This is a genomic window from Nocardia amikacinitolerans (assembly GCF_900215415.1).
Classification (GTDB): domain Bacteria; phylum Actinomycetota; class Actinomycetes; order Mycobacteriales; family Mycobacteriaceae; genus Nocardia; species Nocardia amikacinitolerans.
The window spans coordinates 227,138-241,368 of sequence record NZ_OBEG01000005.1 but is presented as its reverse complement, the minus strand read 5'-3'; the positions used below and the strand labels follow the sequence as shown (position 1 = coordinate 241,368).

The following is a 14,231-nucleotide window of genomic DNA, read 5'->3' as shown; positions in this document are numbered from 1 at the left end:
CGAGAGGCCGATTCACGTCACCAGGCTTGGCCTGCGACGCTCTCCGTTGGCCCCCTGCCACCGCCGTGGTCGTAGCTCTCGACATCGGTGAACGTCATCACCTCGTCGCTCTCGGCGCGTTCCGACGAACCGGGGGGCGACAGCGAAACCGGCGGCTCCAGGGGAATTTCGGCCTCGATATCCGGCATTCCTGGGATCACATCGGACAGTTTCGGCAGCCGTGCGCGCTCGTCGAACAGCGGCGCCGCGAGCGCCTTGCTCTTGGCGAACACCTCGTCGGCCGCCTGCTGCGCCATCCGGGTGACCGCCTTGGCGATCTGGTCGTAGCTCAGTTCATCGACGCGGTCGGAGAAGCGAGTCTCGATGACAACACCGTTGGCGTTCACCGTCACCGACACCGTCTTGTCGCGCGTGGTCGCGGTCGCCGTCAGCTTGACGCGCTCCCGCTGCGCTTCCGCGATATCCCGCATGCGGCCGCGGAAGTCCTCCAGCAGCCCGGCGATCTCCCCCTCCATACGCCCAGATGTCATTTCGCCCACTCCGAACTCCATGGCGGCGCCCAGAAGGCCCGCCTGCCACCACCGCCGCTCAGACCTGCTCGATTGCCTGCCGAGCTGCCTCCTCGTTCCGGTCGGCGGCGACCGCCGCCTCGTACTGGCCCTTCGACAGGTTCGCCCAAGACTCCGCCATGGTGCTGGTGCCGTCCACCGCACCTTGCAGCCGCTCCGTCAGGCCGGGACTACCGTTGCCCTTGACGTATTGGCTGCCGAAGTTGTCGCTGCCGATCACGGAAAGCAAGGTGCTCAGCTGGTCCTGAACCCGCCCGGAGATGTTCTCCAACCGAGCCCGGACCTTGTCGGTCTCGTACCCGGCGGTCCTCAGCTTCTCGGAGTAAGTCTCAGTCGTCATCTCGCACCTCTACCCCCGGGGTGGCAGGCCCACCGCTCGACTACGGTTCGAACTCCTGCGACGATGGCAGTCCAGTGCAACTCGTCAGTAACCTTTACATGAACTTAGGACAGCGTGGGAGTGACGCACAGATGCGCGACCACGTGCGGGCCGATAGCCTGACGAACGCCTGATGACCTGCGGCACAATCACATTGGCAGGTGCCCGAATGCCCCGACGCAACCGTTCACACCCTGTTCACCCGAGGCACGGGAACGTCCTCGCAACCACCGTGAGCGCGCGTGCTCGAGTGTGCGTGCCGCGGGTGCGATGATCACCCGATGCGAGTTCTTGTACAGCGAGTGACCGCCGCGCAGGTGACCGTCGACGGCGAACTCGTCGGACGGATCGATCCCGACCCCCAGGGCTTGGTCGCGCTCGTCGGCGTGACCCACGACGACACCGAGGCGACCGCGAAAGCGTTGGCGGACAAGCTGTGGCGGCTGCGCATCCTGGACGGCGAGCGTTCCGCCGCGGACCTGAACGCGCCCGTGCTCGTCGTCAGCCAGTTCACCCTCTACGCCGACACCGCGAAGGGCCGCCGCCCGTCCTGGTCGGCGGCCGCGCCGGGCTCGGTCGCCGAACCGCTCGTCGACACCTTCGCCGAGGCGCTGCGTGCCCTCGGGGCGACCGTCGCGACGGGTCGTTTCGGCGCGCACATGCACATCGATCTCACCAACGACGGCCCCGTCACGCTCCTACTGGAGGCCTGAGCACGCGGTTCGCGCCGAGTTAGCTGACAGCTAGCAGCAAGCCCTGTCGTTCCCGGGCGACGGCACCCGATTTGTGGCAGACTTTTCGCGAGAACAGGTGCGGCCGAAGGAACGACCGTCTGTGGAAGGTGATGCGGGAGTTGGGTTCGCGATGGATCTGAGTGCTGTCGAACGACAGGTTGCGGTCGATCGCAGTGCGGCCCGAGACCGAACGGTCGATTCCGAACTCCGCCTGGCCACTTCGCTCGTCGAACTGGCCAAGGCGCTGGTCGCCACGAAGAACGATCCCACCGCGCGCCGGGACCGCACCCTGGAGGCGCCCGCGCCCGCGCAGGAAGCGGTCGGCATCCGGTTGCACTGGCTGGCCGCCGGAATGGTCGAGGCGCGGTTCGCCGGTGAATTGCAAGAGTCCCTACGGGTCTTCGAACAGGTGACAAGGGCGGCCGGTCGCCGCGACCTGGCCACGACCACCATCCGTGGCGCCTGCGCCACGTATCGCCAAGTGGCACAAACCCATCCGCACGTGGCGGGTATGTGTGCAGACGGCCTCGGCAAGTGCGGCGTGTGGCTCGGCAGGCTGGACCAGGACGCGGCCGTCGCCGCCGTCGAGGACGCCGCCCGCATCCGCGCCGAGCTGGCCGCCGCCAACCCCGAACTGGCGGGCAAGTACCTGGCCAGCTTGAGCACGCTGCTGCGCACCCTGATGGTCGGCCGCTCTCGCAAGCAGGCGATAGCGATGTATCGCGAACGGTACGCCGCGTTCACCTCGACGAGCATGTCGATCCGTTTGCGCGCGTGCGGGATTCGTGATCTGGACCTCACGCCGAAGTCCTACAACGCGCTCGTCGAACTGGAGTGCCGCACCCTGGAGCAGGCCGGGCGGCTGACCCAGCAGCAGATCGTGCGCAAGTCCTCCGGCGACCTGTCCACGGTGGAGGAGATCAACTGGCGGCTCGCGCTGGTCGGGCTGCGGCCGCTCGCGCCGGGCGAGGATCCCGAACCGCCGTCGACGCCGGTCGAGATCGGCCCCACCTTCGGCGCGCTCGGCGTGCGCTGCCCGGATCGTGACGCGATGACGCAACTGCGCGCCGCCATCATCGAGGCCTACGCCCAAGACGACATCCAGCTCGTGGACAGCGCCACCTATCACAACTCCGACGACGAGGACTGGGTGCTCGGCGAGGCCGAACTCAACACGGCGAGCACGCTCGGCGACGACGTGGTGCTGATCGAGATGTCCTACGGCGGTTGGGTGACCGTGATGAGCCTGAACTGGGAGCTGGCTCCCGTCGGCAAACACCCGCTGGCCCTGCGGCTTTCCCAGCGCTGGCCGGTGGTCGGCGTGACGGCCACCGCGAACATGTCCTACGAGCTGTGCCGCTACGAGCACGGCAAGGCGACGCAATACGCGGCGCTCGGCCGCCCGGCCGGACCCGCCACGCTCGACGAGCCGCTCGCGCCGTTGGACTTCGGTGTGCTCGCCGCCTACGGCGCCAGCCACGCCACCGAGAACAAACTCCGCTCGGCGTTCGGCAACACGCAATCCTTCGCGAACCTGACCTACCTGCCCGGCGCGGGCATCCGGCAGTTGCGCAAGTCGATGACGCTCATCGACCATGATCACGTGCTGTTCTTCCGCAAAACCGGCCAGAGCTGAAACCGTCTCGGCGGCAGGTCATTCCGGGTAGCATGCCGCACCGCGCGCGTTGCTCGGACGTCAACTGCGGTCCGCTCCAGCGAGATTCGAGTAGTTCGCTACTCGGGAGCCGACCCCCGCGCGGAACCTAATCTGACTGCATCGTCAGAGTCCACCGCGGAACAAGGTCACCGCGGGGTTCACCGCGGAGCGAACGTCACCGCGGAACAAGATCCACCGCGGAGCGAAAGTAGCCGCGGGACAAGGTCCACCGCGGAGCGAAAGTAACCGCGGGGTTCGCCGCGGAACAAACGTCACCGCGGGGTTCACCGCGGAACAAACGTCACCGCGGCACCAGATCCACCGCGGAACAAACGTCACCGCGGGGTTCACCGCGGAGCAAACGTCACCGCGGGGCCCACCGCGGAACAGAAGTCACCGCGGGACAGAGTCGTCCGCGGAGCGAAAGTCACGCGGAGCGAGGGAGGTACAGAAACGCGAAACCGCCGAATCCGCAGCACCGCCGAACGAAGGTTTCGGTCAGGCGCGCAAGGCGCGGGTGCAAGGAACGACGTCACCGATCCAGCGGCGAGCTGGGTATCGTCGGGCGACCGAGGACGGTCACCGCGGCGAGATCGACCGAGACGGGCCCGGCCCGCGGCGTCGGTGCGAATCGAGTCCTCGCCGCGCGAGCGTACGTCCGAACCGGGGAGCGTCGGTAATCGTTCCGACCAGTCGTGCCATGCGGGCGATGTCCGCTGGGAAACGTCCGGCGTCGACGCCGGTAACCGAAACAGCGACCCCCGATCCGATCGGGAGCCGCCGTGCCAAACCTTCGCCCTACTCCGGGCGGGGGGTGAGGATGCGCGGTCCGTCCTCGGTGACCGCGACGGTGTGTTCCCAGTGCGCGGCGCGGCTGCCGTCGAGGGTGACGACTGTCCAGTCGTCGTCGAGCACCTTGGTCTGGGTGGTGCCGAGCGTGAGCATGGGTTCGATGGCAAGCACCGAGCCGACCACGAGCTTCGGGCCCTTGCCCGGCGCGCCCTCGTTCGCGAGGAACGGGTCCATGTGCATCTCGCGGCCGATCGCGTGGCCGCCGTATCCGTCGACGATGCCGTAGGCGCGGCCGTGCAGTTCCTCGACGGCGCGGGTGCCCATCTCGATCGCGTGCGACACATCGGTCAGCCGATTGCCAGGCACCATGGCGGCGATTCCCGCCTCCATGGACAGGCGGGTCGCCTCGCTCAACAGTCGATCGGCCTCGATGATCTCGCCGACACCGAAGGTCCACGCGGAGTCGCCGTGCCAGCCGTCCAGGATTGCGCCGCAGTCGATCGAGATCAGGTCGCCCTCGACCAGGATCTCTTCCGCGGTCGGAATCCCGTGCACCACACGGTCGTTCACCGACGCGCAGATCGAGGCGGGGAAACCGTGGTAGCCCTTGAAGGACGGCACGGCGCCCGCGTCGCGGATCGTCTGCTCGGCGACCTCGTCCAGTTCCAGGGTCGAGACCCCTGGCTTGGCGGCCGCACGCACGGCGACGAGAGTGCGGCCGACCACCGCGCCCGCCGCCGCCATGGCGTCCAGCTCACCGGCGGTGCGGAACGGCACCACCTTCTTGCTCTTCTTGCGGCCGAAGACCATGACGGCTCAGCGCTCCCGAGACAGGGACATCAGTGACCCAGTGCGCGCAGCGCGCGGGCGTTGACCTCGTCCACCTCGCCGACGCCGTCCACCGTGACGACCAGACCGTCGTAGTGCTGGAGCAGCGGCTCGGTCTCCTCGCGGTACACCCGGAGCCGGTTGCGGATCACGTCCTCGTTGTCGTCGGCGCGGCCACGCGCCAGCATCCGCTCGACCACGGTGTCCTCGGCAACGACGAAGCACAGGACGGCGTCCAGCTTCTTGTCCATGTCGCCGAGGATCTTCTCCAGGGCCTCGGCCTGGTCGATGGTGCGCGGGTAGCCGTCGAGCACGAAGCCGTTGGCGGCGTCGGGCTCGTTGACCCGCTGCTCGACCATGCGGTTGGTCACGTCGCTGGGCACCAGATCGCCGGCGTCCATGTACTTCTGCGCCTCGCGCCCAAGCGGCGTCTGCTGGCCGATGTTCGCGCGGAAGAGATCCCCGGTCGAGATGTGCGGGACGCCCAGCTTCTCCGACAGCAGGACGGCCTGGGTGCCTTTGCCGGCACCCGGCGGACCGAGCAATACAACTCTCACTTGAGGAACCCTTCGTAATTTCGATTCATCAGCTGGCTTTCGATCTGCTTCACGGTGTCCAGGCCGACGCTCACCATGATCAGCACCGCGGTACCGCCGAACGGGAGGTTCTGGACGCCACCGGTGTTGCCGATATCGAGGAAGAGGTTCGGCAGGACTGCCACCAGACCGAGGTAGATGGAGCCGGGCAGGGTGATGCGGCTCAGGACGAAGTTCAGATAGTCGGCCGTCGGCTTACCGGGACGATACCCCGGGATGAAGCCACCGAACTTCTTCATCTCGTCGGCGCGTTCCTCCGGGTTGAAGGTGATCGCGACATAGAAGTAGGTGAAGAACACGATCAGGCCGAAGTAGATGGCGATGTACACCGGGTTGCTCGGGTTCACCAGGTACTTCTGAATGATCTCCTGCCACCAACTGGGGTCAGGGTTGTTCTGCGACGAGGTCAGCTGCGCGATCAGGTTGGGCAGATACAGCAGCGACGAAGCGAAGATGACCGGGATGACACCGGCCTGGTTGACCTTCAGCGGCAGGTAGGTCGAGGAGCCACCGTACATCTTGCGGCCGACCACCCGCTTGGCGTACTGCACCGGGATGCGGCGCTGGCCCTGCTCGACGAAGATCACCGCGACGATGATGGCGAAGGCGGCGGCGCACACCAGGCCGAAGACGAGACCGCCACGGCTGTCCAGAATGGCCTTGCCCTCGGCGGGGATGCGCGCGGCGATGCCCGCGAAGATCAGCAGGGACATACCGTTGCCGACGCCGCGCTCGGTGATCTGCTCACCGAACCACATGACGAGCGCCGCACCGGCGGTCATCACGAGCACGATGATGATCATGCCGAAGATGCTTGTGTCGGCGAGGATGTCCTGCTGGCAGCCCTGGAGCAGCTGGCCACGCGCGGCGAGGGCGACCAGACCGGTCGCTTGCAGCACGGCCAACGCGATCGACAGGTACCGCGTGTACTGCGTCATCTTCGTCTGGCCGGCTTGGCCTTCCTTGCGCAGTTCTTCGAACCGCGGGATGACGACGGTGAGCAGCTGAATGATGATGCTGGCGGTGATGTACGGCATGATGCCGATCGCGAAGACCGACAACTGCAGCAGCGCACCACCGGAGAACAGATTGATGAGCTGGTAGATGCCTGCGTTCTCACCGCCGGAGACCAGGTCGACACATTCCTGGACGGCCTTGTAGTCCACGCCGGGCGACGGCAACGCGGCACCGGCACGGTACAGCGCGACCAACCCCAGCGTGAAGAGAATCTTCCGCCGTAAGTCCGGAGTCCGGAAGGCCGATACGAAGGCGGAAAGCACAGATCCTCCTGGCGCGAACGACATGGTCATGACATGGATGTTTCAGCTTGTCCGAGTTCCACGCGGAACAGGAGGACGCCGAAAACCATGACGAGGCTTGGCAGACAACAATTGAACTCTAACAGTGGCACCGGACGAGCTCGTCACTCGTCCGGTGCCACTGCTTGTCAGAGTACCGTCAGCCCAGCTCGGTGACAGTGCCACCGGCGGCGGTGATCTTCTCCTTGGCGGCGCCGGTCACCTTGTCGACGGTCACCTGGACCGCGACGCCGATCTCGCCGTCACCGAGAACCTTGACCAGCTGGTTCTTGCGGACCGCGCCCGCGGCGACCAGCTCGGCCTTGCCGATCTGCCCGCCCTCGGGGAACAGCTCGGCGATCTTGCCGACGTTCACGACCTGGTACTCGGTACGGAACCGGTTCGTGAAGCCCTTGAGCTTGGGCAGCCGCATGTGCAGCGGCATCTGCCCACCCTCGAAGGCGGCGGGGACGTTCTTGCGAGCCTTGGTGCCCTTGGTACCGCGGCCCGCGGTCTTGCCCTTGGAGCCCTCACCGCGACCCACACGGGTCTTCTCGGTCTTGGCGCCGGGAGCCGGACGCAGGTGGTGCAACTTGATGGTCATGTCAGACCTCCTCAACTGTCACGAGGTGGCGCACGACGTTGATCAGCCCGCGGTTCTGGGCGTTGTCCTCACGCACGACGGACTTGCGGATGCCGCGCAGACCGAGGGTCCGCAGGCTGTCGCGCTGATTCTGCTTGGCGCCGATCGAACTCTTGATCTGGGTCACCTTGAGATCTGCCATGGTCAGGCTCCCTGTCCCGCACGCGCACGCAGCATGCCCGCCGGAGCGACGTCCTCGAGGGGCAGGCCACGACGGGCCGCGACCTCTTCCGGACGCTGCAGCTGCTTGAGCGCGGCCACCGTCGCGTGCACGACGTTGATCGCGTTGTCGCTACCGAGCGACTTGGCCAGAATGTCGTGAATGCCAGCGCATTCCAGCACGGCACGAGCCGCGCCACCGGCGATCACACCGGTACCGGGGGAAGCCGGGCGCAGCATGACCACGCCGGCCGCCGCCTCACCCTGAACCGGGTGGGTGATGGTCGAGCCGATCATCGGGACGCGGAAGAAGCCCTTGCGAGCCTCCTCGACGCCCTTCTGGATGGCCGCGGGAACTTCCTTGGCCTTGCCGTAGCCGACGCCGACCAGACCGTTGCCGTCGCCGACGATCACGAGGGCGGTGAAGCTGAAGCGACGACCACCCTTCACGACCTTGGAGACGCGGTTGATCGCGACGACGCGCTCGAGCTGGTTCTTCTCGGCCGCGTTGTCCCGACGGTCGCCGCCACCGCGACGATCGCCACCGCGACGATCGCCGCGGCCGCCCTCGGGGTTGCTGCCATTCTGTCCGGCGGGTCCGTTTCCGCCGTCACGCCGCTGACGTCCCGGCATCAGACGTTCCTTCCGTTCGCAATCTTCATCATCAGAACTTCAACCCGCCTTCGCGAGCGGCATCGGCCAGAGCGGCGATGCGGCCGTGGTAGTCGTGGCCACCACGGTCGAACACGACGGCCTCGACACCGGCAGCCTTGGCGCGGGCGGCGATCAGCTCGCCGACCTTCTTGCCCTTGGCGGTCTTGTCGCCCTCCACCGCGCGCACGTCGGCCTCGATCGAGGACGCGGCGGCGATGGTCTTGCCGAGCGAGTCGTCGACCAGCTGCGCGTGCAGGTGCCGCGAGGAGCGGTTGACCACCAGGCGCGGACGCTCGGTGGTACCGGCGACCTTCTTGCGCAGGCGGAAGTGACGACGCGTCTTGGACAGACGACGCTGGGTCGAGGAGTCCTTGCCCAGCGGGATGCGCTTGGCCTTCTGGTTTTCGGTTTGCGCCATGATCACTTACCCGTCTTTCCGACCTTGCGGCGAACGACCTCGCCTGCGTAGCGGATGCCCTTGCCCTTGTACGGGTCGGGCTTGCGCAGGCCGTGGATGACCGCCGAAATCTGGCCGACCTTCTGCTTGTCGATTCCGGACACGGAGAACTTGGTGGGCGATTCCACCGCGAAGGTGATGCCCTCGGGAGCCTCGACGGGCACCGGGTGGCTGTAGCCGAGCGCGAACTCGAGGTTCGAGCCCTTGGCCTGCACGCGGTAACCGACGCCGAAGATTTCCATCTTCTTCTCGTAGCCCTTGGTCACGCCCTCGATCATGTTCGAGATCAGCGTGCGGGTCAGGCCGTGCAGCGAGCGGTTGCGGCGCTCGTCGTTCGGGCGGACGACCTCGAGCTGGCCGTCTTCGCCGCGGGCGACGGTGATCGGCTCGGCGACCACGTGCGACAGGGTGCCCTTGGGACCCTTCACCGACACGCTCTGGCCGTCGATGGTCACCTCGACACCGGACGGAACTGCGATGGGCTTCTTACCAATACGCGACATTGTCCTGACCTCCCTTACCAGACGTAAGCGAGGACTTCGCCGCCCACGCCGCTCTGTGCCGCCTGCTTGTCGGTCAGCAGACCCTGCGACGTGGAGATGATGGCCACGCCGAGGCCGCCCAGGACCTTGGGCAGGTTGGTGGATTTCGCGTACACACGCAGACCGGGCTTGGAGACGCGGCGCACGCCTGCGAGGCTGCGCTCACGGCTCGGGCCGTACTTGAGGTCGACGATGAGCGTCTTGCCCACCTGCGCGTCCTCGGTCCGGTAGTCGGCGATGTAGCCCTCGCGCTTGAGGATCTCGGCGATGTTCGCCTTGAGCTTCGAGTGCGGAGCCTTCACCTGATCGTGGTACGCCGAGTTGGCGTTGCGCAGACGGGTCAGGAAGTCTGCGATCGGATCAGTCATGGTCATAGTTCGACCTCGACACCTTTCTCGCTGCGGTTCCCATACAGCACCCGCGCGCCCGGGAGCGCGCCGATGGTGGGCCTACAACAATTCGGCTGGTCCGGTCGGCAACTGCCGACCGGCGGGGTACGTATCGCCCGGATCGGTACACATGCGGACATGGAGGTGCCCAGGCAACCGCTCTAGTGTAGGCAATGGGCTGACCAGGACAAAATCGGGGTCGGAGGGTCGGGTCACAGCAGTAGCCGTACCGCCCTTCGTGCGCCGGGGTTACAGGTCAGCCGAGCAGCTGCCCGATGGCCGTGATCCTCCAGGGCCGCCGCATCCAAGTGTCCGGGGTGTGCCGGTCGCGGCACGCGGCAATCCGCGCGGCGACGTCGGCCGGTACGCGGACACCGCAGTAGCGCAGGATGAACAGCACGTCATTCGCGCACGTCCTCATGCCCCTCCTCCCGGAGCGCCTGCGCGAGCGGCCACTGGAAGGAAGTACGACAGATCGGTACCCATCGGTTCCTTCCCGCAGTTTGCCCGCCTTCGTCCGAACGGGGTAATGCTTCCTGATGCGACGTCCCGACTTGTGACCGAAGGAAAGTTTCTGCAACTCTGCGCGCCATCTGCGTCAACTCGGACACCGGCCGAAGCACATCATCGAGCAGATTTGCACCACGGCGCCCTCCTCGACAGCCGTATTGGGAATTTCAGAACTCCAGTTCTCAATAGCCTGATCGAGGCCCCTACGCCACGGACACGATTCGCCGGGCATGCCTCGCCGCCCTGTTCGCCGCCGCCGACGCCGTCGAGCGCTCGCCGCGTTGCCCCGCGGACAGCCGAGTCGCCTGCCTGGTGAACACGCCGTACTTGTTTCAGTCCCGAGGTAGCGATCGTCCTGTCGGACGACTACTTCCCACGGTTCCTTCCGGCATCGACCGTGCAGCGCACCAGTCAGCCGGGCGGATGGATAGAGTCCGCACCCGCCGATCGGCGCTGCTCCGACCGTGTCGCTCACCGGAACCGAGCGATCTGAGGTCCTGGGTGGAACCCGAATCGTCGACTTCAACGAGGAACGGCCGGAGCACCCGATCTACCTCATCCATTGGATCTGGACGTTTCCCTGTATATGAGGGCGGCCACGCCGACCGTCGTACGTTACAACCGCCGCACGAACTACACAGGGAGGTGTTCGTCGAAGATACCGACGAACAGCTGACCCTCACGCACCGCGAAGTGGATGCGATTACACGTGGGTGAAAGCTTCGCGTGCCATTCGCAGCTGATCTGCTCGCCGTCGAAATCGACGAGGCGCTGGCGCATCGCTTTCGCATTCTTGTGGGTGTTCGGACTTTCCGGCGAACAGATCACATCGGCCTCGATCTGCATGAGCTTCACTCGCTGCACCGATTGCTTTTCTGTCGACCAGATCCGCGGCGCATGGTCATTTAGGCCTGCCAAGTTCGCGATGACCTGCCGCCGCACCACCAGCGGAGGACCGCTGAACCTACCCAGCTGATCCCAGATCTCCTCGGCAAAAACGATGTCGGGAAAGGGCAGGTGTTGATGCTCGGCCAGGTTGTCCAGCAAATCGGGATCCGAATCCAGAATGGACCGCCAGAACGGTGGCGCGTCGGTCTCGTCGGCGAGAAAATGCACTTGCGCGCCCGGGCCGCCAGTCCTCGACACAACTCGCTCAGCGCCACGCCGCCCTGCGGTTGACGTTGTCAGACAAGCGATCAGAACTTGCTTCGCCGCCATCATGACGCAGATTCCGATGCTGGGCGCTATTGGAAGCACCTTCGCACCTATCGCGAACTCCCACTCACCGGGATCTTCTTCATACCGCGCGATCTTGTCCAAACGGCCATGCAGTTCCTGACGGATGTCACGGTCGATGCGTGAGTCGAGTAGATGATCGACCAACGTGCGACCAGACCCCGATTCGATATCGAACAGTTCGTCTGACCGCTTCACCGTGCCTGGCGTCGACCGCGCATAGTCGAGCAATTCCAGGAAGACGGCAAACGCCTCTTCCAGTTCGGCAGGCTCCTCTGATTCGAACGCGAACCCTGCTTCGTCCACAACGAACCGCCACCCCCGCATGCCGTTACCTCCGCCGTGCCCGGTTGATGAACCCCAAGTCTGTGTCCATTTGATCGAAAAAGCCTGCTGGCCAATCACTCATCGATCCAGTCGGCCCGATGGTCAGTTCGTAGGGGTCGGGATCCACGCCGAAGTAGTGCACCACCGCGTCCGAATGGTCCAACGACTCGTTGGCCGCCACCGCTCGCCGCATTCCGTTGAGTACGTGGTCGCTGTGTGTCTCGACCACCACCTGAACTCCAGCGGCCGCGATTTGGGCGAAGAACCGCCCCATCATCGACTGTGCCGCCGGGTGCAGATGCGCCTCCGGGCTGTCGACGATCAACATCCCACCGGTCGGGACGACGAGCCCGGCCACGATGATCGGCAGGCTGTAGCTGATTCCGAAGCCCGTGTTAGTCAACAAGATCCACTCGTCTTGCGAGCCAGCCCGAACATTCAGGGTCGCGACCCCGGTGCGCGGTACCACCTGGGCCTCTATTTGTAGTGGGCCGACAAGGCGGCTCATCCAGGCCTCGACTTGCGGGCGCAGCAGTGGAGACGCCGAGTCCACATGCTGCCGGGGGGAATCCACCTCCGCCCGGTCAGCGAGCGCCAGGACATGCGCGGCAAATCGGCCGTCTTCACCTAGCACACGGCCATCTTCGGTCGGCGAGGTAGGCAGCGCGATCCGGGGTCCGATGCGCTCGGCAGCCAGATAGGTGAACGCCCCGGCACGGTCCCCGAAGGGATAGACCGGGCGCCCGGGCCGGTCGATGATCGACAATCGGGACGATTCCGGGTTCTGCGCACCCGAGAACTCCCAGTTCGCCGTGCCACCGTCTGCACATGTCACTGAGATCGCGATCGCGTCCGAGGTGGCTTCCGCGGAAAGTACATCCGCAGCCTGGCCGAGATCGAGGCCTGGGTAGCCGTTGAGAGCGACGAAGCCATCGGTGTCCAGCTGGCCTTGGTGCACTAGATGCAGCGCCTGCACTACCGTGCTCTTGCCCGCACCGTTGAGGCCCGTCAGCACCGTAAGCACGTTGAGGCGCAACGAGAGCTGTTGAAATCGTTTGAAGTTGGCGATCTCAAGGGCTTCGATCACAAACCGACATCCTTCATGATGTTGCGCGGCTTAGCAAAACGCGTTCTGACGCGTTGCGGGTCGGAGGTCGAGGCGCTGATCGATGCGATGTAAGCCTGGTCTTCAGTCATCGCCGAGCGCGCCCGTTTGACGATTTTGGTTCGAACACTTTCGAGCTGCGCTGGCTCGTAGTCCGCAAGGACCACTGCCCAGCTTTCGAACAATGCCCGGTTGATCGGCGAGAGCCGGTCGCTCGAGCGTGGCCACTTGCGGAAGGCGTGCGGACCGAAGACAAGGCGGGCGTTGTCCATAGCGCGCACGAACTCTTCGAACCATTCTCCGACCTGAGCATCGGAAACTTCGCCCTTCGTGTCGATCAGCTCAACGGTCCTGTCGAGCAGATTCTCCAGGCTGCCGTAGCGGTCGTAGTCGCCGATGTCGGTCAGCCGACGAAACGCGATGAATCGGAGGACCGCCTCGCGGTCGTTCATGCGTACGTGGTCGCGAAGCACGCCGCCGGTCGCCGCATGAAAGGACGGGTTCGATGCACACAATTTGAGCAGTTTCCGGCTGCGATCGCGGCTCATGCAGTGCCGGATCTCCATCGCGTTCAGTGGTTCGCCACCGGTGTTGATGCGCTTGAAGATGTTGTACTTCACGTCATTGGGCGTCGACGGATCGATGACATGGACAACGATCTGGGTGTTGAGCAGGCGACGACGCAGCGGCGGCGTCAGACTGTCGAACTTCTTCCCGTCCTCGTCGAGGTACTCCAGATCATCGAGGGCGAAGGAAAGCTTCCGAACGAAGTCGTGGATCGTCGAAAGACGTTGCAAGCCATCGACGACGCGCAGAAGCCCCGCCTCATCCTCGGCGAAGTAGAAAGCGGGTAGCGGAATCTGCAGCAGCAGGCTTTCGATCAACCTGGACTTCTGCCTGGGCTTCCAAACCCGATTGCGCTGAAAGTCCGGTGCGAGCTCCAAGTCCTCGTCGTCGATCATGTCCAGAACATTGCGCAGCGCGAACTGACGGGTCGTCACCCGTATCTTCTCCGGATCCCAGGGTCTGATCTCGCCCTCGTGCGGAGGGGGCTGATCAGGTTCTACCTCGACGCCGGTAGCCTCACCCTCGAAAACTTCCTCGACGATGTGCTCGGGTTCGAACGAAGCATCGGGCGCATCTACTGCCGACATATGTCGAATCCTAGATGAAGCCTGCCCCACTCCGGGAAAATCAGGTCGGGGTCGTCGGACCAAGCGCGCCGACACCTGACAGCGATAGGACGGACAAATGACCGCCATGACCACGTCCAAACCGGCGGCACGGTCCTCCGCTCCGCCGACTTGCATCGCCGCGGATCCAACCGCAGTGGTCGTCGACAAGGCGGCATATCCC

General features: G+C 65.2%; 17 protein-coding genes. 2 read left to right on the top strand and 15 right to left on the bottom strand.

Features of this window, described 5'->3' with window-relative positions; all coding sequences use genetic code 11:
• Positions 1–17: 17 nt before the first annotated feature.
• Positions 18–530, bottom strand: coding sequence for a YbaB/EbfC family nucleoid-associated protein (locus CRP45_RS23035; RefSeq protein WP_179830977.1), 513 nt, complete (start codon positions 528–530; stop codon positions 18–20).
• Between the two features lie 58 nt (positions 531–588).
• On the bottom strand, positions 589–909 hold the full coding sequence (locus tag CRP45_RS23030) for a hypothetical protein (protein WP_067785176.1): 321 nt from the start codon (positions 907–909) through the stop codon (positions 589–591).
• Between the two features lie 320 nt (positions 910–1,229).
• Here CRP45_RS23030 and dtd point away from each other — a divergent pair, with 320 nt between their 5' ends.
• The gene (dtd, locus tag CRP45_RS23025; RefSeq protein ID WP_067785181.1) at positions 1,230–1,661 is read left to right on the top strand and encodes a D-aminoacyl-tRNA deacylase; all 432 of its coding nucleotides are present in this window, start codon (positions 1,230–1,232) and stop codon (positions 1,659–1,661) included.
• Positions 1,662–1,812: 151 nt separating this feature from the next.
• Positions 1,813–3,318, top strand: coding sequence for a hypothetical protein (locus tag CRP45_RS23020; protein ID WP_067785184.1), 1,506 nt, complete (start codon positions 1,813–1,815; stop codon positions 3,316–3,318).
• An 819-nt stretch (positions 3,319–4,137) separates the two neighbouring features.
• Here the strand turns inward: CRP45_RS23020 and map are convergent.
• The 13 genes from map to CRP45_RS22960 all read right to left on the bottom strand — a co-directional run bounded on the left by map (position 4,138) and on the right by CRP45_RS22960 (position 14,029).
• Entirely contained in the window at positions 4,138–4,941 is an 804-nt protein-coding gene (map, locus tag CRP45_RS23015) for a type I methionyl aminopeptidase (RefSeq protein ID WP_067785192.1), read from the bottom strand.
• A 29-nt stretch (positions 4,942–4,970) separates the two neighbouring features.
• Entirely contained in the window at positions 4,971–5,516 is a 546-nt protein-coding gene (locus tag CRP45_RS23010; protein ID WP_097246897.1) for an adenylate kinase, read from the bottom strand.
• Complete coding sequence (gene secY / locus CRP45_RS23005) at positions 5,513–6,835, bottom strand: preprotein translocase subunit SecY (protein WP_097246895.1); 1,323 nt, start codon at positions 6,833–6,835, stop codon at positions 5,513–5,515. The genes CRP45_RS23010 and secY overlap by 4 nt, the downstream gene beginning before the upstream one ends.
• 178 nt (positions 6,836–7,013) lie before the next feature.
• On the bottom strand, positions 7,014–7,457 hold the full coding sequence (gene rplO / locus CRP45_RS23000; RefSeq protein WP_067785201.1) for a 50S ribosomal protein L15: 444 nt from the start codon (positions 7,455–7,457) through the stop codon (positions 7,014–7,016).
• Between the two features lies 1 nt (position 7,458).
• Positions 7,459–7,638 carry a 50S ribosomal protein L30 gene (gene rpmD / locus CRP45_RS22995; protein ID WP_014349110.1) on the bottom strand — a complete coding sequence of 60 codons (180 nt, stop codon included), beginning with the start codon at positions 7,636–7,638 and terminating at the stop codon, positions 7,459–7,461.
• Between the two features lie 2 nt (positions 7,639–7,640).
• Positions 7,641–8,288: a 30S ribosomal protein S5 gene (rpsE, locus tag CRP45_RS22990; protein ID WP_067785204.1), complete on the bottom strand. Its 648-nt coding sequence runs from the start codon at positions 8,286–8,288 to the stop codon at positions 7,641–7,643.
• Positions 8,289–8,319: 31 nt separating this feature from the next.
• Positions 8,320–8,727, bottom strand: a complete 408-nt coding sequence (rplR, locus tag CRP45_RS22985) for a 50S ribosomal protein L18 (RefSeq protein ID WP_067785206.1) — start codon at positions 8,725–8,727, stop codon at positions 8,320–8,322.
• Positions 8,728–8,729: 2 nt separating this feature from the next.
• The gene (gene rplF / locus CRP45_RS22980) at positions 8,730–9,269 is read right to left on the bottom strand and encodes a 50S ribosomal protein L6 (protein WP_097246894.1); all 540 of its coding nucleotides are present in this window, start codon (positions 9,267–9,269) and stop codon (positions 8,730–8,732) included.
• 14 nt (positions 9,270–9,283) lie between these two features.
• Positions 9,284–9,682 carry a 30S ribosomal protein S8 gene (rpsH, locus tag CRP45_RS22975; RefSeq protein ID WP_067785212.1) on the bottom strand — a complete coding sequence of 133 codons (399 nt, stop codon included), beginning with the start codon at positions 9,680–9,682 and terminating at the stop codon, positions 9,284–9,286.
• Between the two features lie 271 nt (positions 9,683–9,953).
• Positions 9,954–10,118 (bottom strand): hypothetical protein, encoded by a 165-nt coding sequence (locus CRP45_RS33975; protein ID WP_179830976.1) that lies wholly within the window; start codon positions 10,116–10,118, stop codon positions 9,954–9,956.
• Between the two features lie 722 nt (positions 10,119–10,840).
• On the bottom strand, positions 10,841–11,749 hold the full coding sequence (locus CRP45_RS22970; protein WP_097246892.1) for a hypothetical protein: 909 nt from the start codon (positions 11,747–11,749) through the stop codon (positions 10,841–10,843).
• Between the two features lie 25 nt (positions 11,750–11,774).
• Positions 11,775–12,857, bottom strand: a complete 1,083-nt coding sequence (locus CRP45_RS22965; RefSeq protein WP_097246891.1) for a DUF3696 domain-containing protein — start codon at positions 12,855–12,857, stop codon at positions 11,775–11,777.
• Positions 12,854–14,029 (bottom strand): DUF262 domain-containing protein, encoded by a 1,176-nt coding sequence (locus tag CRP45_RS22960; protein ID WP_097246889.1) that lies wholly within the window; start codon positions 14,027–14,029, stop codon positions 12,854–12,856. The genes CRP45_RS22965 and CRP45_RS22960 overlap by 4 nt, the downstream gene beginning before the upstream one ends.
• Positions 14,030–14,231 lie beyond the last annotated feature (202 nt).

What these genes read in the sequence shown, in the direction of transcription:
- map (WP_067785192.1), bottom strand. Translation starts at nt 4,941, where the DNA reads ATGGTCTTCGGCCGCAAGAAGAGCAAGAAGGTGGTGCCGTTCCGCACC.
- rplR (WP_067785206.1), bottom strand. Translation starts at nt 8,727, where the DNA reads ATGGCGCAAACCGAAAACCAGAAGGCCAAGCGCATCCCGCTGGGCAAG.
- CRP45_RS22960 (WP_097246889.1), bottom strand. Translation starts at nt 14,029, where the DNA reads ATGTCGGCAGTAGATGCGCCCGATGCTTCGTTCGAACCCGAGCACATC.
- rplO (WP_067785201.1), bottom strand. Translation starts at nt 7,457, where the DNA reads ATGACCATCAAGTTGCACCACCTGCGTCCGGCTCCCGGCGCCAAGACC.
- CRP45_RS23030 (WP_067785176.1), bottom strand. Translation starts at nt 909, where the DNA reads ATGACGACTGAGACTTACTCCGAGAAGCTGAGGACCGCCGGGTACGAG.
- dtd (WP_067785181.1), top strand. Translation starts at nt 1,230, where the DNA reads ATGCGAGTTCTTGTACAGCGAGTGACCGCCGCGCAGGTGACCGTCGAC.
- CRP45_RS23035 (WP_179830977.1), bottom strand. Translation starts at nt 530, where the DNA reads ATGACATCTGGGCGTATGGAGGGGGAGATCGCCGGGCTGCTGGAGGAC.
- rpsE (WP_067785204.1), bottom strand. Translation starts at nt 8,288, where the DNA reads ATGCCGGGACGTCAGCGGCGTGACGGCGGAAACGGACCCGCCGGACAG.
- rpsH (WP_067785212.1), bottom strand. Translation starts at nt 9,682, where the DNA reads ATGACCATGACTGATCCGATCGCAGACTTCCTGACCCGTCTGCGCAAC.
- rplF (WP_097246894.1), bottom strand. Translation starts at nt 9,269, where the DNA reads ATGTCGCGTATTGGTAAGAAGCCCATCGCAGTTCCGTCCGGTGTCGAG.
- CRP45_RS23020 (WP_067785184.1), top strand. Translation starts at nt 1,813, where the DNA reads ATGGATCTGAGTGCTGTCGAACGACAGGTTGCGGTCGATCGCAGTGCG.
- rpmD (WP_014349110.1), bottom strand. Translation starts at nt 7,638, where the DNA reads ATGGCAGATCTCAAGGTGACCCAGATCAAGAGTTCGATCGGCGCCAAG.
- CRP45_RS33975 (WP_179830976.1), bottom strand. Translation starts at nt 10,118, where the DNA reads ATGAGGACGTGCGCGAATGACGTGCTGTTCATCCTGCGCTACTGCGGT.